Genomic DNA, 18,652 nt, shown 5'->3' on the forward strand with positions numbered 1-18,652 from the left:
GGGGTAGCGATAAATGACAGCGCGAACGCATTTGCGAAAACACTTGACCAAACAGATCCGGTAGATGAACACGGACAACCATTACGCAACCCAGATGGTAGCGTCAAAAAATATGTCCCAGGGCTGACAGTCCCAGATCCTACTAAGACTATCGCCGCTCAAGCACAGGCACAAGCCGATAGCACTAATATCATCCAAGCGACTATTGATGACATTTTTAACGCGAACGATTAAAGACAATGGCAGATCCAACCTCAGTTCAAGTACCGCAAACAATAAATGATACAGGTGGACAGTTCCCGCCAACCTCTAACATTGCTACGGGTGCGACACTAACACCCGTTACCACAACGGTGACTGCTGCCACGCCGCCGGAGGATGCCCTACCAGATGACTACGACCCCTTTCAGCACCTCAAACAGGTGTATTATCCACAGCACAATGCAGCGGTAGCACTTTTTTTCAACGATCTTGGTAGTGACTGGAAGCCAAATATAGCCACAGCACGTAGCAGCTTAAGAGTAGCGTGTACCATTACACCTGATGATAACGAGTTGTTGATCGCGATGCGACATCGGCTATTTTGGGATTTGCTGGGATACGGCAACAGTAATCTTGTAGTCTACAACGGCTCTACAAACGATATTGCACCGCCAGTTGACGGACATCCTAAGATATCGTTTTACTTCTCGCAAGACATTGCGAGTGTTCCGAACGGGACAGCGAGACTTGACGCTGAGTACAGTTTTAGACTCATGACTGAGACGGCAGCAACGATCACGAAGGCGAAACTCACAGCACTGGCAACGCTGATAAAGGAGTTTTTTGTAGTAAGTGGACTAGGTATTCAGTTTGCAAAGGGTAAGAATATCTATCGTTACAGCGACCCGGTACATGGGTATCGCTTAATGATTTATGCCCATCAAGAGAGTGATGCACTGCCAATTATCACGGCGATGCTGGAATGTCAAGAATTGACGTATGATGCCAATAAGTTATCAACGCATGAGCCGTTGAGGGACAATACTGTAACGCCTACTGAGCAGTTGGTGTACGAGAAGGAAATTATTCCGCCTAAGTTTAGACCGAATGCTAACGTGCGCTTCAGGTATGCCTATGCTGAGATACCGCTCGTAAAGAAGCCGATCTACCTTGTGGATACAACTGGTAGACACTTCCCATTGGTGCATTAATGAGGTAGTGGATACCTTTGTAGAAAGAACGTCGTTAAACTACGTCGTATTTTACGTCGTTTTATGCGTCGTATTTTACGACGTTATAAAAAAACACCTTACCATCGTTCGGTAGGGTGTTTTGCGTTTCACTGAAGATCAGCGTCAGTCCTATTTCTTTGGTCTACCTCGTTTCCTTGCTTCAGTTAATCGTTCGTTACCATCAGGTACGCTATCCATATCAATAGCGTCCATAGCGCCTCTGTTGCCGCTGTCTGTAGTATCGTCATTATCGTCACTCCTTACTTTATCCCAAGGTATATTGGCGACGTCATTACTTACGTCGTTTTCTTCATTTTTCTCAACGTCAGTAGCATTATTATCCGTTTGAATCGACGTGTCTTTGTGTACTGTAGTCTCATTACCATCTGTCGTCGTATCATCCTCTTTTTTATCTTCCTTGACGTCATCAGAAAGCATCGTCACCCAATGCTGTATACCCTTTCCAGGGAATTTCGTATCCAGTAATGCAGCCTCGTTTCTTATGCGTTCGTGACGCTCTCTCTCGAACTCTTTTAACGTGTACTCTTTTAAACCGTTGACTATTACCTGATATCTGTTGTCATCGAACTGATTATTGTTGGCGATCGCTAATTTTTTAATGAACAGGTTATACAGCCTATAAAAGACATAATCTCTGTCGTATATCACCATCACTTTGTCGCGTGTTTTGTGTCGCGCAATTAGTCGCCTCGTCCCTTTCAACGGCATCATTTCAGGGCATACCGCGACGGTATCAATACCAGGTGAATACACTTTCTCTAGTGCCTCTCTCCAATACATTTCGCCCAAATCGGTGTACGTTGTAATGTCTTTGCCACCGTCTTCGTTACTACGTTTTACTCTTGCCATATTACCTCTTTAATAATGTCTGATAAATGTCGTTGGGCGATAATAGCGTGTGTTAGAAAGCGTCGTTGTTCTTTATCCCAATAACCGAAAGCACCGTCATCATAGCTCACAAGAATGATGGTATCTGCCAGACTGCCATTATGTCTCTTAACGTAGGACATTTTTCGCAAGTAGTTGTTATCAGCACGTCCTTTGAATTCAAAAAAAAGATTGTTGCCAATAACAGGGAACTGCTTACCGTTGACGATACTAGCGATTTCAGCGAACTGTTTAAAGGTTTTCAATGACGGCGTTTTTGCTGTTACCAAAAAGTCTAATTTCCATGAAATATCACCGCACAGTATTTCGTGATGTATGCCAATATCATACTTATACGATGGAAATAGACGATCGAGCATGAGATAGCATTCGTATTCTGCTTTACTGTCGAAAGTAACGGTATTGCGCGTTCTGCATGGGTGTACAATCTTGTTCGCTGTATCGTAGAATACTTTTTTTGCTTGTATAGGCTTATCGATTGTCACTCGTTTTCACTAAGGTAAATAATAAGTAAACACACAAACCATAACAGCAATAAGCTGTTTATATCTGTCATTGATGTACCTCTCTAGAAGTAACGTCGTTTTTAACGTCACAAATAACGTCGTATTAAACGACGTTATGAATGTCGTTAGCTACAGATCCTTGTAACTACTTGCATTGAAGTACGCTTTTAAGTTGCTAGCATCAAGCGTAACAGTACTCTCGTCTGCCTTGGTGAAAACATATCTTACTTTGCCTAATTCATCGATAGTAACCGCGTAAAAAGTGAGATGAACTGTTACACCCAATATATCGTCTACTACTGCTAAATACGTCTTGCCAGTCTGGAAAACCATTGTCCTGTTTGTCATAATATGCTGTCCTTTTTATGTTTTGACGTAGCCTAATTCACTAAATACTCGCTTAAATGCGTCAGTGTTATCAAGGGTTCCCGGTATGTAGACAATGACGTTACCGTGTGTGGGTGATTTTTGCTCGTTACCATCCATATCGATAAATGCTATGCGTCGGCGTGGTATACAGAGCGGGAATTGTGCCATAGGTGGATAACCTGCCTTTTGGCATTGCTGTAACTGCTCTAGCGAATAAGCGAGGTAAAGTGCGTGGGATATGTTACCTTCCGCTACTTCGTTGCATAATTTTGACCAAAACTGAATAGGTAGTGACGGTTTAATATGACGACTACCAGGGGGATTACACCATACGCTAACAGGAGTGCCATAGAAATTAGTCCACTCGCGTTTAATGCCACAAACCTGAGATGTATAGTATCTTCGCGCTTTTACGGTTTTATTCGCCAAGTCACTACTACACGGATCGAGGTCAATATCATGCAGTACTTCTCTTGCCATCTCGATGATGTGTGGTGGTGTGTAGTGTTCTTGAGAATTCATCGTGTGTTGTGTAAATGTCATTTGCTTTCAATTCCTCGCAAATATAAGCTGTGAAATGTATCAATGCGTTGAGGCTGGTAGAAAAACCATCAGAGCATGAGTAGAGCGTGTGGGAGTGAAAATCTTGATAATGCCAGTGCCATTGCCCTGTAGTCATGTCGCGCTCAATTATCAGTCCTTCTATTTGTTCCTCTGCTATTAAGGCTATGCGGATATTGTCGTTGTGAGTAGTTATCATAGTTGTTCTATCAACTCAGAAGGTAGTTTATCGTAGTCAAGCCTAAGCCGAGAAAGAAGTACAACAAGTTTGTTATTCTTTAGCGCGTATTCAATCTCGTTATGAGTGCTTTGTCCTATGTAGCCATTAAGGTCAAGCACTAACACCCAATCACTGATATCAATTTTGCGAAAGTGAAGTTTATCAACTTTCTGTTTCACATCATCAGGGATACCATCGACCTCGCAATGCCCAAACCAACCCACTGAAAGCACTATTACGCCGCGTGCTGTAAGCTGTTTCGATGCTTCTAAAAACTCGTTCTTGAATCGTGTTGAACCGCATAATGTAACGATCTGAGGGCGTTTATGTATCATGATTTTATCTTCCATGTAATGTATTTTTGGTACGTCGTAAATAAGCGTCGTTTTGAATGACGTTAAATACGACGTATGTAAACGACGTTGTTATAGAATCCAGTTATCTGTTGTCATCTGGTAAGCGAGTTTCACGAGTTCGGTAACAGGATTATCGCCTTTAGCTGGTTTTGCGTCAGTAATAGCTCTAGCGATCGCCGCAATATCATCGCCAACTACTGCAACATCCATACCTCGTAAGCTATCAGCTATATACTTTGCGCGGTCTTGTGGTGATAAATAGCCCGTAACTGTCGTAGTAACGGTAGCCGAGCCGCCACCGCTCGACCACCCTTTTTTTGCACCACTAGCGTCAGGGATAACGGGTAACTCTATGCCGAGCTTATCGATAATCGGGTAATTGGATGACGTAAATGGGAACGCTTCGATATTTACGCTCTCAACCTCACCGTACATATCCTTGACCTCGATCCTGGGGAGTTCCTTTTCATCCAGTAGTGGAAGTACGAGTACACCGTTATCTGCCACGATTTTTGCCTTAGCAAGTATGGCGCTACCAGGAGCGGGTTTACCGTTAACCGCAAAATCAGCAAGGTGTTCCGATAGTGCTATCTCAAGATCCTTTTTGTCATCATCCGACATCACATACTTTGCAGTAATCGGACGTGGTGTTTTGACGACGAATGCTAACTCTGATAACACTTTTGCGAGGATAGTGAAGTTGTCAACGCCGTCGGTCAGTAAAGTAGTGGTGTAATAGCCCTTCTGCCAAAGTAAGCGCTGTTCGTCCCCCTTCTCTTTATTAAGTCCCCACTTATCGCCTGTTTTTTCTTTGACAGCGATCTCAAAGCTTCCATCTTTACCCTCGTATGTCGGGTGAGACGTATAAACGAGATAATATTTACCCGTTTTTTCGTCTTTAACACCCGTCATCACGCGTCCTTCCACGGCAAAATCGTTACCCTTGAAGTTGTATGTCCCATCGCCCCTATTTGACTTTAAAGCGGCGATATTTACACCATTGCTTTCGTAGATGCAAACATTGAAATCGCCAAACAGAGATCCGAGCGGTTTTGCAGTGTATCCAGCCATGATATTTAGTCCTAAAAGTGGTAGTTGTTTGTATGTCATCGTGTCAGCAGTTTAACGACGTGCTGAGGTCAGGAGATAATACGTTATTCCTTCGCCTTATAATCCCTGTGCCACCACATCGCACCCTCTAGTGCTATCCATAAAGCTTTGCTGGTGCATTCTAACGAGGCAGACACCATAGAAGCGTTGTTTGGCAGGTTTTTGAGTACGATATTTTTAATACGCTTTGCGGTGTAACTCTCACCTTCGTCATAGCCATATAGCGAGCAAAATAACTGCACTGTGCGTTGTTTTTGTGTGAGCGGTTTTGCGGGTAGCTCTTGATGATCTTGTTGTTGTCTGATGTACTCTTCTTCGGTTACAAAGGTGTTACTTATAGTGTCCCAATACCATCCGTCCATGGTTGTTGGTGTTGTTTCTCGTTCTGTTGTTAATGTCATATTTTTGATGTTTTTGTTTAGGCGAGAGTGCTGTAATGACCGCCGTTGTGAACATCCATGAACGATCGCACGCTTATAGCAACGTTCGTATATTTATGGACTTCGTTAGTGGTGAGCAAAAAGTCTTTCTCTAAGTGTCGATACATGTCAGCACCCTGTTCTGGTGTGTATCCGTCCGTGCCAAGTAGTAGTGCGAAATCGAGCAACTCTTGTGCGATTTCGGATGTGCAAATATCTTCTGGCAACTGTGACATCATCATCTCTGTCATCGTGACGGGAGTGTTACCAGTAAGGTAGATGGTAGGCTCCAAGAGGATTACAAGTGTTTCAAATATCAGATCACCGTCATCGTCATCAGTGCCGTCACCGTAAAGTAACGCGCTTGCGATTGTAGTCATAACATCAATAGTTGTGAGTAATGTTTGCAGTACTTCGATGTCCTTCACCCTTGGGTACTGCTGTGTGGTACCTCTAGCAACGTCACCTCTACCGATGTCCTTCACCCTCTGAGAGGCGGTGTGTTGCTTTCGTTCACCTAAGTTATCCCATTTGAACCCAGAACGTCAATGGTTTTTGGTAAAATACTTTTCCGGGATATCGCGGAAAACTCGAAATCCTTGCTATGACTCCTATTACTCACTTATGAGCAAAACTTAGTATCTTGCACTATATTGATGTACACCCCTTCCAAAAACAACGACGTTAATCTACGTCGCTTTAAACGACGTTTAAATTGACGTTGTAAAACGACGTTATTAAAATAATGGGTGTACTTCTACCGAAAGACATGATCGCAAACAGACAAATAATAGAGACTTACGATCAAATACTTGAGTCTAGAAAGCAGTTCTTCATAGATGAGATGGTTGAAGTTCTTGGCTATCCTGCTGACTGTAGACCTCAGTTACAAGCGATATTTGAAGCGATTTACGGTCAATCAGTGAGCGACAATCTAAAGGTCTATACAAACTTTCTATTGTGCCTCATGGGTAAACCGTGAACCCGAATGAGTACTGATGTTAATGCTGTGACAACAAAGTATAATCGTAGTGACCAAACATAAGGTAATCATCATGCAAGAAGAGAGAGACAAGGAATCAAGGGTAAGTGTGCGAGTAGAGCCTGAGCTAAGAGCGGCTTTTTACGCCAAAGCACAAGAAGAAGGAAGAACCGCTACATCCGTAATCATCGACTTCATTAACCAGTATTTAGGAGGGAGAACCTCTATATCAGAGCTAACTGAACTAAGACAACGTGTAGAGAGAATCGAGGCTACACAACGGGGGGAATTGATGGCTTAAGGAGCGAGAACTTTCTCCTTAAGCAGAAATTGGAAAACATAAAAAATAACTTCGAGTAACACCATCTAAAAACAGATGGTGTTTTTTTTGGGATAACGCTATTGACACTTTGGGTTCAATCAGTGTACCTTGGGTAAATCACCACCCACACCACTAACTACACGCGACTGCTACCAATCCGTAGAGACGATGATGTACAAGAGGTATGAGGTGATACTTCTGTGATATATACCAGACACCGAGAGGTTTTGACGCAATAAAAAACCCTGCTACCAAGAGATAACAAGGTGCAAACAATATTTGAAATACGTCCTTAGCCCTTTTTAGCTAGACCTACCTCCTCTTGCTCAGCCATTGACCTTAGTTGCATAATAAGCGCCAAGGATTCGCCATCCTCTTTAGCTATTGTTGCTGCCTTTTTTGCTAGTAATTCTGCCTTAGAAAGTCGTGCTGAGATGTACTGATTCTTTAGCTCTATCATCTGGTTCAATATCGTGTACTCTTTGTTGCGGAACACTTGTATCTGAGTATCAATCTCTTTTAAGTCTTCTAATTGCATATTTACCTCAATAAGTAAAAAGGACATCACGGTAGATAGAGTTCAATAAAATTCCCTGCAACCGGGTAGCAACAGGGAAAAGACATTCGGAAAACAATTATCACTAGAACAACGAAAAACATCTGAAGGCAGATATCTCTCACTGATTTCCACGATCTTATTCCCTTTTCCACCGCTTAGTTGAAAAGTCCACACAACACTCACAATTGGCATTGTAAGCGGCATTTACCACTAATTGCACATATCAAAACGCTACCTTTTGCACTTATTTTGCGGTATCGAATACCATCGAATGACATTACGGGTACAAGTATTTCCTCGACCTTGGTAAGTCGTAAAACTGCCACAAGTAGAACAACATTACAGAGTAAAACACGATGACAAATCTAATCGCTTACAACAATGACGGTCTTGAAATCTATATCGACGATAAGACCGGAGAATCCTTTGCATCTATTAGTAGCTATGCAAGGATGGCAGGATTAACTCAACAGGCTATTAGTAAACGTGTTCGTTCCCACAACTCAGAAGATACTAAAAAAGCTGAAATCAAGACTGGAGTAGGTTGTCGTTACACAACTTTGTTAACCGAAAACATCATTGCTGAGTGGATAATCAAAGACAACCCCACCATAGCAGTGCAATTCCTGAAACTTGGTATTCGCAAGTTCATGTACTCATTGGCAGGTTATTCCCAACCTCAGCCACAAGCGCAAGTCACCGCACCACAGCAAGTAGCAAAAGCACTTCCCAGTGAATACGACCTTAAGTTTAAGAACATCCGCGATCGCAAGAATGCAGCGACAAAGGACATACACGAGTTACAAGTACAGATAGATGAGCTTAAGGGGATATGGGAATCCTTAGACGCTGAAGAGGACACCCTGGTGATCGACAAACACCGAGCGATCGCTGATGACGTTATCAGGAGACGCGAGAAAGTAGCAGGTCGTCAAACCCGCACCAAAGAAGAAACAGATGCAATGTTCGCCAAAGCCTGGGGTTTTGAGGATAAGTAACCTCTGACGGTTGTCGAGAGATACGCACCTTACCTGTAGACACCTTATTTTTAGAACGACGTAAAAGTACGACGTTTTAAACGACGCTAAAAACGACGATCAATAACGACGTTATTCCTACAAGGACATATCCATGACACAAGCACTCATTACAACAAAACCATCGATTGAAGTATTTAACGATGCGATCGCACGTTTCACTAAGATGACAAAAGCTGAGATACTCGCAGAAGGGCAAGCATTAGGATGCAAGCTAATACCTTATTACAGCCTTAAAAAGGTTATCGCATGGACTGTAGCGCTACGCTATATGTTTGTAAGCAATGAAACTGCATACACTGATTTGACTACCAACTACAATATCGATACCCACGAATGCAGTGCTACTCCAAAAACAGGCTACATTCCCGATAACACAAGCGATTCTGAGTGGATAGGGAATATTTCTGACGCATTCTCGGACGTCATTGACACCACTGCTAATGACTACGGATCAAGCGCTCAACACTTAGCATACATTTCTGACGATACTGCCAAGATGAAGGAGATTATCTGCTACCACGACAAGGAAGTTCGTCGTAACGAGATAGGCGATCCTGAAGCACGTGCGACTATCGCTGAAACACTCATAGCGAACGGTATAGGACAAGCAATCACGCCACCTTACAACGATTACCACTACTGGTTACAGGATTTGCAGTCTATCATTCCACTAGTAGCTGCTAATGGTACTCTTGCTAGTAAAAAACTGAGTGCATATCGTAGACATGGTGGGACAGTCACAGACAAGACGGGAGCTTTATCACGGCAAGAAATTCTCGCAGTATTACTACAGGAGATAAATGCTATCGCAGGATATCTCGAAAGCTTCTCTAGTAGTCGTGACGCTGGTCTGCCTATTTACACAAAGCGCGATAATATCCCAGCGATCGCCAATTTCGTAATAGGTGATTTGCTTGTGGAAGCTCCCGTGAATACCAAAGTAAGTAGCAATGATGTCTTGATATTGCACTCAAGCTATCAATGCAAGCTATCCGTCAAGCACTCGATCCTTGCGGCTCTCAAAGCGAAACACGACAACTTAGACCAAGTCGTAGTACCGATGATAGTGAAGTACCAAAAATCAGGTTACAACACTCTGATATGGGATGCGAATGTTTTCGATATTGAAATAGTAGGTGAGAAGTTTGCAGTCATAGATGAGATATTCCTTATCGGGAACAAGCAGGTGAATTGGTACAAAAAGTCCTTTATGCTCAAGCGCTTGATGACCACTTCTACTACCCACATCAAAGCGAAAACCGTATGTGATAACGAGTTTTGTGATCGCTATAGCATTCCCGGTGCATTGCGAGTGAGTAAAGAGGATCGGTGTTTTATTCGTTGTGAACAATTCCCAGAGTGGCAATCCTCACGCTCGGTAGAAATATCGCGTAACGGCGGTGAAAATTGGCATTCTGTATTCACTTTACTGGGATATGAAGTACAGCAAATGAAGGGCAAGGAAGTAAGACACCACAGCTTAGGGTATGAGTCACGAGAGTAACGACGTTATTGTACGACGTTTTAAACGTCATCATTTACGACGTACATTTACGACGTTTTGTTTACAACACACATACACCACATATAACGGAGTCACGAAAATGTCAGACAAAGCGAAAAGAGCAATTATCACGGTAGCGGGTATTGAGGTTGAGGTGTTTCAGTTAGTGGATTTACGGTATGTCATGAGCCAAGCTCAAGCAGTAAAAGCCATAGATGAAAAGGAAAGTTTGATCCGTCAATTTTTGACCTCAAAACAGGCGAAATACTTACCCAGTAATGATTATAGAATCGACATTCCTACCGTCAATGATACAAAAGGACGCGGTGGCAATAATCGCAACATCATGGGACTAACGATTACTATCGCATCTACTTTTTGGCTAAGTAGAGCAATGAAAGATAATTCTAAAGCAGAAGCATTGATGTATGCCTTAGCACTAGAAGCATTAGATCGACGCTGTGACACTGTCTTTGAAGTTGTCAAAACAGAGGCACGGTACGAACAACAGACGTTATCTGCATACGAGGAATATCGCCAAAGTAGGGAATATCTCAAAGACTCTCACACGGCACTCGTTAACGCTTGTTGCCGCTTTAAGTTCAACTGTGCAATGGTACACGACGCTATTACTATCGCGGTATGCGGTAAAACCGCCGCACAGTTGCGTGAGTTAGACGTTATCGAGGGTTCCACGTCTATAGGTCTAAACCACATCGACAACTGCAAAACACTCATCACGATCGCAAAGGTGAAGTTTGCTTTTGCGAAGTACTGCAAAGGCAGTATTACCCACCGCATCATCAGAGCGCTAAGAGAAGCGACTATTTCTGAATAAACACATCAAATCACACAAAAAAACATCATGTCAAACACTCAAAAACCTACCGCTATCGTTTTACTCGGTTACTCCGGCGTCGGTAAAGACACTATCGCTAACAGGCTATGCCTCGATAATCGTGAGTACAAAAATATTAAATTCTCGGCAATAATCAAGCACCTTTTTAGTGATTGGCTAGACCTTGATGATGATGACATCGAAAACAAGAAACTGCGCTCTGAGTACAATTTCAACGTTCGCGGATATCACACCTTGACGACACTATTAGATATGTTAGACGTAACATTCAGAGGGTGCGGCGGAACTACTTTAGAGATCGATAAACTTGCTTACGCAAAGAAACGCTGCGAAGGATATACACCTGTCTTTACCGATTGTCGTACTCTAGCTGAAGCTGAGTGGATAAAATACAATTTCTCACCAATTTGTGTGCGCTTATATCATCCAGACATCGACCCAGGTATCAGTGATCAGGATATTGATCAAGTATGGGATGTTTTTTATTGGAGCGGTAAATCGTACTCAGTTCTGAGGCACGAAAGTCACGGTATTGAGTACACCTTAGCTCACGTAAAAACTGCCATCCTTGTTGCCAGTGCGTCTCGCCCAGAAATCACTGCCAAATACCTATCACCAAACATGCAATACCATGAGTGATGACAAACACTTACGCTCGGTAACGGCAATGCTTTTAGTATCAATTATTTGCCTTTATTGGGTAGATATGTCACTGTCCATCAGCGCTATAACAGCTATAAAAGATGTCACCAGCATGGCATCTACCGCATACAAACCGCATACAAGTCATCATCCAACCGTAAACCATGCAAGAAACACTCTACGCTGAGAAACTCGCTTCATACCTTTACGAAAGTAACCCAGTGAAATATCTTCAGGAATTGTACTCAGACGTTGACGACTGTCGCTCGATGTCGCCAGAGGATAAAGAGCAAATGCTCACTGATATCGCTATAGCATTGGACGGATTAAGACACGCTGACAGTAAGCCGACCGACAACGCTCCATTGCCTACAACAAGGCGACCTGATGATTTTCCGTCCTATCAATACGATGACAACGGTCTCGATTTTCCTTGCGGCGTAACTGAAACATGGATAGAAGACGTAAATCATTATTGGGAGTGGTATCAATACGTTTACCTTCCACAATTTCATCCAATGCCAGATCAAGGCATACAACACAAGTGTTTAACAGCGCTTGCTTTGATGAATTGTCAAGCCACGATTAGAGATACGTTAAAGATACCTATTGCGTATTTTGAGGGTAAACCCGGTAGTGGCAAATCGGTAATGGCTGACGCTCTTAGGAGTCATTTCCCAGAGCGCATGAGTATGGAGTACAGACCAGGAAGTACGGGCGCTTCCTTTAGAGATAGACTTCATAGATGCTTTGGTACTGGACAGCCCGGTATATGTCAGATAGATAACTTCTTTCCAGATATGCTCAACACGACACTTAAAGAACATTACTCCATTATTCTTGCAACTGATAAGAAAAGTTCTGTCTCTACAATGTCAGAGATAGGCAGCGAGAACAGACCTTCTATGTTTATTACTCACTGCTTTAAGGTAATAACCTCTATCCATAATGGAAGCAGTAGTGACAATAGCTCAATGCAAGAAATTGCCGATAGGTGTCTGTTTTTTGTCTTCAAAAAACAACATCCAAAGCTTCAGAGAGATGCCTTTAATTGGGATCGAATGCAAGTTGAGTACCGCAAAATATGGGTCGATGAGTGGAAAGAAAAGAATGAGAAACCGTATATCAAAGCATTGTCTACATTGATCAAGATGCCAAGTAGTGACACACCTTTTAAGGGTCGAGATTTCGACAAAGTGAGAGTACCGATCGCTGTGGGTACAATGCTGGGCATGTGGAGTATAAATGATGGAATGCAAGCGTTAAAAGACCATATCGAGTGGTCTTCTAGTCAGAACACGGGAATACAATCACCGTTCGGCATAGTTGTCAAGGAGTACGTGAAGTCTTTACAACATACCGACAGCCAAGCTGACGACGATGTCTACACTAAGGCTTGGGGACTAAACAAGTCATCAGATGTTATCGCACAGACTGAACTTTTTGACCATGTAAAACGAGTCACCACATACGAGGTAGGGCAACGACAATCTTCGGATATCGTCATCATAATGTCAGGATTGGGGTACAACCACCGTCAAGTAGGCGAACGTATGGTGTTTGTAAAAGAATAACGTCGTATAGTAACGTCATAATTAATGACGTATAAAACGACGTATTTAACGACGTGTAAAACAAGAGGTATATCACCGTGACAACAATATTCGATAAACGAGATTTTTCCGAGTTCCCGCCACAATCTAGAAGGTGGAGTTTCGCAACTAATGGCACTAGTAGTAGTGCCATCTCATTATCAGATGCTATCGGACTCGCGAGAAGTGTTATGCACCAAGATGGACACTCACTTACTCAGCAAGATAGTGCTTTAGCGATCGCTGTAAAAGAGTGCATGTTCAAGGGGATATTTCGTGCCGGAAAAACGGCAAACGGAAGCTACTGCGAAATATGGCAAATAAAGTACCAAATGCCCATCACTGAAGTAATGTATCCTCCATGTACATATTGGCGCACAAAATATGGTAAGTTAGGGACTTCCAGAATTACCACAGTAATCTTATTTGTGCCGAATGATAAGTAAGTTTAATAGAGATACGCAATAAGATGCCTATTCTACTTATCAATCAGACGACAAGCGGTACAACGATGGTACGCTAGTCTAACGGTAACAGTGAAAAGTATATACAGTAATGCTTTTAAAGGTATAAAGAATACCTTGGAAGGGTATTGTCTTTTAACCCGGACAGGGTTGGGTGAAAGTATAGGAATCGAACCTACAACACATCGATTATGAGTCGATTGCTCTACCAGTGAGCTAACTTCCTGGGTGATTGATACAGGACTCGAACCTGTGACGCATCGATTATGAGTCGATCGCTCTACCAACTGAGCTAATCAAGCGATATGGTTTAAAGTACTCGGCGGTATACGCTTATGCAAAAGCTTGGCGCACCAGTTAGGCTTATGGAACCTAAACTATAGCTTTGTAACTTCTTGACTATACCAGTTCAAATTTAGCACAGGAAAAACTATCTGTGGTAGGGGCACAAGCATTGCTTGCGCCCCTACCATGTGGTCTATTTACCTGGAAATAGCTGTATTTATTCTTTGGGAATCCCTAGATGTTCTCTCAAATCAACGTAAGGTGTTCTATTGCTTTTACTCAGGGGTTGGTGCCAAGCCAGGAGATTATTTAGCGCTTGCACGCCATCTTCATTGGGTTTGAGGGTCAATATCAAGTTTTCACAGCGTCCACTAACTTGATTTGCGGTGCAAACCACATTTTGTCCATTCATTTTGCCGACAGTAATAAACTTCAGTTCTCTGTTGCGACGGTAAGTTTCCAAGCGGTGGCTCACATCTTGGCAGCGCGTCAGCTTATCGTAGCCAGCGTCTTTAAAGTAATTGGAAGTCCAGCGAATCCAAGGCTCAGTCACACCTTTAGGATTTGTGTACACTGTCACGGGTTTGTTTCCTGATGTGTCACAATAAAATCCTCGCCGACTTTCGGCTTGACTTGGCTGATTGATGGTTGCAGTTGCACCGAGAGCGATCGCACCTGCAACCAAAACATTTGTCAATGATGCCAATTTCATGAGTATCTCTCAAATATTAAGTAAAAAGTTTTTATTTGCCTTGTATTTTACACACTCTCTACTTCTAGTAGAGAGAGAATATAAGAAGATTTCACTTCTTGTATTCCAATGGCTTGAGGTTTTAGGCGTTTTTATTTGTATACATAATGAGCCGCAACCCACTTGCGACCATGATTTGTTGTTTCCCAATGTCCAGAAACTAGCACTTTCTTTTTAACTGGTGGTGTATAACGCTTAACTTGTGGTGGTTTGTTTGCAATTATTTGAGCAGGTCTATTAGGACTATGGGGATTAACAATAACCTGTGATGCTGACGCTTGTGAAGGAATAGAAGTAACAGCAAATGGTAAAAGAAGCACTGCACCAGCAAGAATTTGTTTGATATTCATGACTAAATCTCCTTTAGTGAATTGTATGATTAAAGTTCTGGAAACCTTAATCTGGTCGATGTCTCATATTTATAAGGATATGAGTTAAAACAGATATACACTAGTGATAAAAGTAACTAGTTAAATTATTACTTAAGTAATATCTCATGTCTGAGTTTATCAATGTCATATACTCCTGAAGGTGGAGATAAAATGGCTGTGATGCTGTTATGGATAAAGTCGAGCTTAGAGGGTGTTTGAAAAGTTTTGGGCGAATATAATGACTCTGTTGGCGAATTAATAGGGGGTCTAACCCATCATTCCTCATTACTCTGATTTGGGTCCGTTTCAACGGACAGTAGCTCTTAGCCCGAAATTTATTTCAGGGCGGGAAAGCAACGCCAAACCAATGTTTTAGGGGTGAGGAGTCAAACCCACCGTGAATTGACCAACGGTCTCATATAATTCGCTACTACACAAAACTTAGTCCACCTCCGTGGACTAATATAAAATCAAGGGTTTTTAACCCACGTAGGTGGGTAAAGTCTCGTGTCGCCAAGCCACTGCGTTGGGCGGGTTCCCCGACTTGTAGCAAGTAGTGCGCGACTTCTAGTCGCCAGGGCAACTAATAATTTAGACTTTTCAAACAACCTCTAAGAAAAGCAAAAACGCTAGCACTTATTTATACTAGTTTTTAACTAAATATCATCTGACTTAAGTCGCAACATATCACGCATAAAAATTACCAGTCTTAGATAGGTTCGATAAAATTCCTTTTTGTTGTTGAACTGGTAATTTTAATAAAAGACATTGTTACTAGTTGATATTTCAAGGATATCCATTTCACAAGCTCCTGACTCCCAAACTGTTACTCTACCAAGACGTAATGAACTCTCAAAGTCAAGGTGGCTCAATCTGGGAAAGCCAGACCAGTCATGGGGTCACGGATATACAACCCTAATGTGAGACTACGCATCGCTTCATCCCAAATGGGTATTAATTGTTCTGCTTGATCTGCCCAATAATCGAATGTAATCAAGCACTGAACATTTGACCCCAAACCAATACAAGTCCGCGAAAAAGCTTCCCGTGGTTCTTCTTGAGTGTCAATAAACTTGATCTCTGTCCAGACAATTCTGGCGGTTTGGCGCTTGATGGTAACAATTTCTCCTTTAGCAATGACGTTACGACTGTCGTCTTCCATGATTTTTTTCAAGGTGGGTTTTAGCGGAAACTGGCTCCAGTCGTTGGGTGGGAGGCGATTGAAAGATACTTCTAGGCAGCAATCATCGTTGGGCGGTTTCTTATCCATGAACTTGAAAGATTTTTCTTGTGGCTCAAAAACCCAATTCTGGGGAACATTGAAGCGAACAGCGCCTCGATCTGCGACAAAAATTTTGTAGCCTGATGGCGATTCCCAGCGATGATCGGGTTTAAGTTCAAGCGTTTCCTTAATCCACTGGAGATTGCTTTTCTTACGCTTTGCCATAGTGTTTTTGTTCTCTCTGCTGAAGAGGGCGTGGCCCATCGTAGATATCGCCGAAGTTGGGTAACAGGCGATCGCTTACTTTGTTAATATTATCAAATTCCTAGTATTGCTAGGGTGTGTTGTCGCAAAGGCGCAATGTACTACATCAAAGATGTTATGGAGGAAGCTTTATCTATTTACATAATCCCCGTGCGGTTACAAGATAAACTACAAAAGTTCCCAACCAATGACTACTAGTATAATGTTCACTTGCAACATCTACTAACCCATATTGGCGATGTAAAACAGTCGCAGCGCGGAGTGTATCGAGTCGAGAATCGTTATCGGGTAATCGAGAGATTATTCCCTCAAGCATCCAAGCGCGACTGAGATTTAGACCCCGAAAATGAGATTGTAAATAGTCGTTTGGTTTATTTATTTGTATAGGTTGTAAACAGTTTGCTGCGTCTTCTGTGAGTAATTGGGGAAGAAAATCGGTAAGCCAATTTGCAAAATCTGTTGGTGAAAGAATGCGCCGCATTAAATCTGCCTCTGCAAGACAGGGAGAGACAAAATCATAACCCAATGGTTCAAAATGAAATGGATAGTTGCGATCGCTCCGATAAAATCTTTGGGCTTTGTGTTCAATCAGATCAGCAAAGCCCTTATTCATCTCCGAAAATGAATGTAGAGACGTAGCACTGCTACGTCTCTACAAGGACTCTGGATAACGCATATTTAATTTCTGGAGATGTCTAATGTCCATGTACGGCAGAATGCCAATCCAAACAACCATAAAACGCTGGCGTTAATTCACGTGGTGGCTTAATGTCTTCATCGCTTTCAAACCAAAAAATATTGTTGTGTGGATACTCTTGGTTGATGCAATTTAGCACCAATTGAACAAACTTGGCTGCGATCGCGACGTCAATCTCTATTACTTTGAGTTGCATGGTTTATTAGTAGTAGTCTTGCTCTGCTGCTACCGTCGTGATGCAGCTTGCTTAATCATAAATTGCATTAGGGAATCCATTAGCCCATCACTGGCAAATTTGCGAAATGTCACCAAAAATGTTGCCCCACTTCCTGCTGCATACCGTGCCTTGGGTTTTTTCGCTTTGAGAGCTTTTGATATTGTGTCTGCAATGACTTCGGGTTTAGATGCAAGTTTCTCGTCACTGGTGAAAGCTAATAATTTTGCTCCACTTTGAGCCGCTGTTGCGTAGGCAGTGTTACCTGATGTCTGCAATAATTTTTCAACTGCGATCGCTCCCCATTCTGTCAAAGTTGCTCCTGGTTCAACAATAATCACATCAATCCCAAAGGGCTTAAGCTCCAAACGCAGACAATCACTCAATCCTTCAACAGCAAATTTAGTTGAGTGATACCAACTACCCAAAGGCTCATAAATCTTACCTCCTATTGATGTAATATTTACAATCTTCCCAAAGGAGTTTTTTCGCATATATGGAAGCACTAACTGAGTTAGTCTTGCCAGTCCAAAGACATTTACTTCAAACTGATATTTAGCTTCCTCAATAGGAACATCTTCTAATGCTCCATAGGAGCCATAGCCGGCATTATTAATTAAAATGTCGATTCTGCCTGATTCACGAATAATAAAATCTACTGCTGACTTCATCCACTCGTCTTGAGTAACATCCAATTCAAGAACTTTTGCACCTTTAGCAGCTAAAGTTTGCAATTTGTCAATGCGTCGTGCAGACGCGTAGACTAGATAACCATCATCAAGAAGTTTTTCGGCTGTAGCCTTGCCAATTCCGCTAGAAGCGCCTGTAATCAGAACTATTTTGTTCATCATTAACTTCCAGAAATTCAAATATTGTTACATGCAAGCTATTGTAAACTGTGGAGTATCCTTTAGAGGATGTTTGAAAAGTTTTGGGCGAATAGAATTCGCTACTACACAAACGAAGTCCACCTCCGTGGACTAATACAAAGTCAAGGGCTTTTAACCTGCGTTCGCCCTTGGCGTTCCGCAGGAAAGGCAGGTTTTGTCTGTGTAGCCGCGATTTCTAATCGCCAGGACTTGAACGGTTGATTTGTGACAATTGCTAACCGCAGATCCTCGATTGATCGCGAATTATTCAGCATTACTATGAGTATTTTTACAGCAAAAAATCAAAAAGTAAATCATTTTTGAAAATTATGCTAGGCTAACATTTAGAGA

The 18,652-nt window shown here is 42.3% G+C and carries 25 protein-coding genes and 2 tRNA genes; 9 read left to right on the forward strand and 18 right to left on the reverse strand.

The window, feature by feature from the left end:
- Positions 1-234 (forward strand): hypothetical protein (locus tag V7K67_RS02050; RefSeq protein WP_335165057.1); only part of this gene is annotated, 234 nt, incomplete at its 5' end.
- Positions 235-239: 5 nt separating this feature from the next.
- Positions 240-1,193, forward strand: coding sequence for a hypothetical protein (locus tag V7K67_RS02055; protein WP_335165059.1), 954 nt, complete (start codon positions 240-242; stop codon positions 1,191-1,193).
- Between the two features lie 150 nt (positions 1,194-1,343).
- Here V7K67_RS02055 and V7K67_RS02060 read toward each other — a convergent pair whose 3' ends face one another.
- From V7K67_RS02060 to V7K67_RS02095, 8 genes are all read right to left on the reverse strand, one after another.
- Entirely contained in the window at positions 1,344-2,084 is a 741-nt protein-coding gene (locus V7K67_RS02060) for a hypothetical protein (protein ID WP_335165061.1), read from the reverse strand.
- On the reverse strand, positions 2,072-2,608 hold the full coding sequence (locus V7K67_RS02065; protein ID WP_335165063.1) for a hypothetical protein: 537 nt from the start codon (positions 2,606-2,608) through the stop codon (positions 2,072-2,074). Before V7K67_RS02065 ends, V7K67_RS02060 begins: the two co-directional genes overlap by 13 nt.
- A 150-nt stretch (positions 2,609-2,758) precedes the next feature.
- A complete protein-coding gene (locus V7K67_RS02070) occupies positions 2,759-2,977 on the reverse strand; it encodes a hypothetical protein (protein ID WP_335165065.1) in 219 nt (72 codons plus the stop codon).
- A gap of 15 nt (positions 2,978-2,992) precedes the next feature.
- On the reverse strand, positions 2,993-3,541 hold the full coding sequence (locus V7K67_RS02075) for a hypothetical protein (RefSeq protein WP_335165067.1): 549 nt from the start codon (positions 3,539-3,541) through the stop codon (positions 2,993-2,995).
- 213 nt (positions 3,542-3,754) lie between these two features.
- Positions 3,755-4,129: a hypothetical protein gene (locus tag V7K67_RS02080; protein WP_335165069.1), complete on the reverse strand. Its 375-nt coding sequence runs from the start codon at positions 4,127-4,129 to the stop codon at positions 3,755-3,757.
- Between the two features lie 75 nt (positions 4,130-4,204).
- Positions 4,205-5,245: a hypothetical protein gene (locus V7K67_RS02085; protein WP_335165071.1), complete on the reverse strand. Its 1,041-nt coding sequence runs from the start codon at positions 5,243-5,245 to the stop codon at positions 4,205-4,207.
- Between the two features lie 44 nt (positions 5,246-5,289).
- On the reverse strand, positions 5,290-5,646 hold the full coding sequence (locus V7K67_RS02090) for a hypothetical protein (protein ID WP_335165073.1): 357 nt from the start codon (positions 5,644-5,646) through the stop codon (positions 5,290-5,292).
- 17 nt (positions 5,647-5,663) lie between these two features.
- Positions 5,664-5,957 carry a hypothetical protein gene (locus tag V7K67_RS02095; protein ID WP_335165075.1) on the reverse strand — a complete coding sequence of 98 codons (294 nt, stop codon included), beginning with the start codon at positions 5,955-5,957 and terminating at the stop codon, positions 5,664-5,666.
- A 762-nt stretch (positions 5,958-6,719) separates the two neighbouring features.
- Between V7K67_RS02095 and V7K67_RS02100 the strand changes: the two genes are divergently transcribed.
- The gene (locus V7K67_RS02100; protein ID WP_335165077.1) at positions 6,720-6,947 is read left to right on the forward strand and encodes a hypothetical protein; all 228 of its coding nucleotides are present in this window, start codon (positions 6,720-6,722) and stop codon (positions 6,945-6,947) included.
- A 313-nt stretch (positions 6,948-7,260) separates the two neighbouring features.
- Here V7K67_RS02100 and V7K67_RS02105 read toward each other — a convergent pair whose 3' ends face one another.
- Positions 7,261-7,506, reverse strand: coding sequence for a hypothetical protein (locus tag V7K67_RS02105; RefSeq protein WP_335165079.1), 246 nt, complete (start codon positions 7,504-7,506; stop codon positions 7,261-7,263).
- A 377-nt stretch (positions 7,507-7,883) separates the two neighbouring features.
- On the opposite strand from V7K67_RS02105, the gene V7K67_RS02110 reads away from it, so the two are divergent.
- The 6 genes from V7K67_RS02110 to V7K67_RS02135 all read left to right on the forward strand — a co-directional run bounded on the left by V7K67_RS02110 (position 7,884) and on the right by V7K67_RS02135 (position 13,610).
- A complete protein-coding gene (locus tag V7K67_RS02110; protein ID WP_335165080.1) occupies positions 7,884-8,525 on the forward strand; it encodes a hypothetical protein in 642 nt (213 codons plus the stop codon).
- A gap of 133 nt (positions 8,526-8,658) precedes the next feature.
- Entirely contained in the window at positions 8,659-10,071 is a 1,413-nt protein-coding gene (locus tag V7K67_RS02115) for a hypothetical protein (RefSeq protein ID WP_335165082.1), read from the forward strand.
- A 100-nt stretch (positions 10,072-10,171) separates the two neighbouring features.
- Positions 10,172-10,909 carry a hypothetical protein gene (locus tag V7K67_RS02120; RefSeq protein ID WP_335165084.1) on the forward strand — a complete coding sequence of 246 codons (738 nt, stop codon included), beginning with the start codon at positions 10,172-10,174 and terminating at the stop codon, positions 10,907-10,909.
- Positions 10,910-10,936: 27 nt separating this feature from the next.
- Entirely contained in the window at positions 10,937-11,569 is a 633-nt protein-coding gene (locus V7K67_RS02125) for a hypothetical protein (protein WP_335165086.1), read from the forward strand.
- 167 nt (positions 11,570-11,736) lie between these two features.
- The gene (locus tag V7K67_RS02130) at positions 11,737-13,146 is read left to right on the forward strand and encodes a hypothetical protein (protein ID WP_335165088.1); all 1,410 of its coding nucleotides are present in this window, start codon (positions 11,737-11,739) and stop codon (positions 13,144-13,146) included.
- Between the two features lie 77 nt (positions 13,147-13,223).
- Positions 13,224-13,610 (forward strand): hypothetical protein, encoded by a 387-nt coding sequence (locus V7K67_RS02135; protein ID WP_335165090.1) that lies wholly within the window; start codon positions 13,224-13,226, stop codon positions 13,608-13,610.
- A gap of 169 nt (positions 13,611-13,779) precedes the next feature.
- Here V7K67_RS02135 and V7K67_RS02140 read toward each other — a convergent pair.
- The 9 genes from V7K67_RS02140 to V7K67_RS02175 form a co-directional block, all read right to left on the reverse strand.
- Positions 13,780-13,854 (reverse strand) — tRNA-Met (locus V7K67_RS02140).
- A gap of 3 nt (positions 13,855-13,857) precedes the next feature.
- Positions 13,858-13,930, reverse strand: a tRNA-Met gene (locus tag V7K67_RS02145).
- Between the two features lie 200 nt (positions 13,931-14,130).
- A complete protein-coding gene (locus V7K67_RS02150; RefSeq protein WP_334708127.1) occupies positions 14,131-14,625 on the reverse strand; it encodes a COP23 domain-containing protein in 495 nt (164 codons plus the stop codon).
- Between the two features lie 131 nt (positions 14,626-14,756).
- Positions 14,757-15,014: a hypothetical protein gene (locus tag V7K67_RS02155; protein WP_334732677.1), complete on the reverse strand. Its 258-nt coding sequence runs from the start codon at positions 15,012-15,014 to the stop codon at positions 14,757-14,759.
- A gap of 776 nt (positions 15,015-15,790) precedes the next feature.
- Positions 15,791-15,907, reverse strand: a complete 117-nt coding sequence (locus V7K67_RS34270) for an immunity protein TriTu family protein (RefSeq protein ID WP_442943738.1) — start codon at positions 15,905-15,907, stop codon at positions 15,791-15,793.
- The gene (locus V7K67_RS02160) at positions 15,904-16,482 is read right to left on the reverse strand and encodes a hypothetical protein (RefSeq protein ID WP_334732679.1); all 579 of its coding nucleotides are present in this window, start codon (positions 16,480-16,482) and stop codon (positions 15,904-15,906) included. The genes V7K67_RS34270 and V7K67_RS02160 overlap by 4 nt, the downstream gene beginning before the upstream one ends.
- A gap of 172 nt (positions 16,483-16,654) precedes the next feature.
- Positions 16,655-17,134, reverse strand: a complete 480-nt coding sequence (locus V7K67_RS02165) for a DUF2891 family protein (protein ID WP_334732680.1) — start codon at positions 17,132-17,134, stop codon at positions 16,655-16,657.
- Positions 17,135-17,216: 82 nt separating this feature from the next.
- Positions 17,217-17,414, reverse strand: coding sequence for a DUF2891 family protein (locus V7K67_RS02170; protein ID WP_334732681.1), 198 nt, complete (start codon positions 17,412-17,414; stop codon positions 17,217-17,219).
- Positions 17,415-17,443: 29 nt separating this feature from the next.
- Positions 17,444-18,283, reverse strand: a complete 840-nt coding sequence (locus V7K67_RS02175; protein WP_334732682.1) for an oxidoreductase — start codon at positions 18,281-18,283, stop codon at positions 17,444-17,446.
- Positions 18,284-18,652: the final 369 nt, after the last annotated feature.

The sequence above is a fragment of the Nostoc sp. genome, from assembly GCF_036917155.1.
Classification (GTDB): Bacteria; Cyanobacteriota; Cyanobacteriia; order Cyanobacteriales; family Nostocaceae; genus Nostoc.

Coding starts and splice junctions, on each gene's coding strand:
- V7K67_RS02055 (WP_335165059.1), top strand. CDS start 240: ATGGCAGATCCAACCTCAGTTCAAGTACCGCAAACAATAAATGATACA.
- V7K67_RS02060 (WP_335165061.1), bottom strand. CDS start 2,084: ATGGCAAGAGTAAAACGTAGTAACGAAGACGGTGGCAAAGACATTACA.
- V7K67_RS02070 (WP_335165065.1), bottom strand. CDS start 2,977: ATGACAAACAGGACAATGGTTTTCCAGACTGGCAAGACGTATTTAGCA.
- V7K67_RS02075 (WP_335165067.1), bottom strand. CDS start 3,541: ATGACATTTACACAACACACGATGAATTCTCAAGAACACTACACACCA.
- V7K67_RS02080 (WP_335165069.1), bottom strand. CDS start 4,129: ATGGAAGATAAAATCATGATACATAAACGCCCTCAGATCGTTACATTA.
- V7K67_RS02085 (WP_335165071.1), bottom strand. CDS start 5,245: ATGACATACAAACAACTACCACTTTTAGGACTAAATATCATGGCTGGA.
- V7K67_RS02090 (WP_335165073.1), bottom strand. CDS start 5,646: ATGACATTAACAACAGAACGAGAAACAACACCAACAACCATGGACGGA.
- V7K67_RS02100 (WP_335165077.1), top strand. CDS start 6,720: ATGCAAGAAGAGAGAGACAAGGAATCAAGGGTAAGTGTGCGAGTAGAG.
- V7K67_RS02105 (WP_335165079.1), bottom strand. CDS start 7,506: ATGCAATTAGAAGACTTAAAAGAGATTGATACTCAGATACAAGTGTTC.
- V7K67_RS02110 (WP_335165080.1), top strand. CDS start 7,884: ATGACAAATCTAATCGCTTACAACAATGACGGTCTTGAAATCTATATC.
- V7K67_RS02115 (WP_335165082.1), top strand. CDS start 8,659: ATGACACAAGCACTCATTACAACAAAACCATCGATTGAAGTATTTAAC.
- V7K67_RS02120 (WP_335165084.1), top strand. CDS start 10,172: ATGTCAGACAAAGCGAAAAGAGCAATTATCACGGTAGCGGGTATTGAG.
- V7K67_RS02125 (WP_335165086.1), top strand. CDS start 10,937: ATGTCAAACACTCAAAAACCTACCGCTATCGTTTTACTCGGTTACTCC.
- V7K67_RS02130 (WP_335165088.1), top strand. CDS start 11,737: ATGCAAGAAACACTCTACGCTGAGAAACTCGCTTCATACCTTTACGAA.
- V7K67_RS02150 (WP_334708127.1), bottom strand. CDS start 14,625: ATGAAATTGGCATCATTGACAAATGTTTTGGTTGCAGGTGCGATCGCT.
- V7K67_RS02155 (WP_334732677.1), bottom strand. CDS start 15,014: ATGAATATCAAACAAATTCTTGCTGGTGCAGTGCTTCTTTTACCATTT.
- V7K67_RS02160 (WP_334732679.1), bottom strand. CDS start 16,482: ATGGCAAAGCGTAAGAAAAGCAATCTCCAGTGGATTAAGGAAACGCTT.
- V7K67_RS02165 (WP_334732680.1), bottom strand. CDS start 17,134: ATGAATAAGGGCTTTGCTGATCTGATTGAACACAAAGCCCAAAGATTT.
- V7K67_RS02170 (WP_334732681.1), bottom strand. CDS start 17,414: ATGCAACTCAAAGTAATAGAGATTGACGTCGCGATCGCAGCCAAGTTT.
- V7K67_RS02175 (WP_334732682.1), bottom strand. CDS start 18,283: ATGATGAACAAAATAGTTCTGATTACAGGCGCTTCTAGCGGAATTGGC.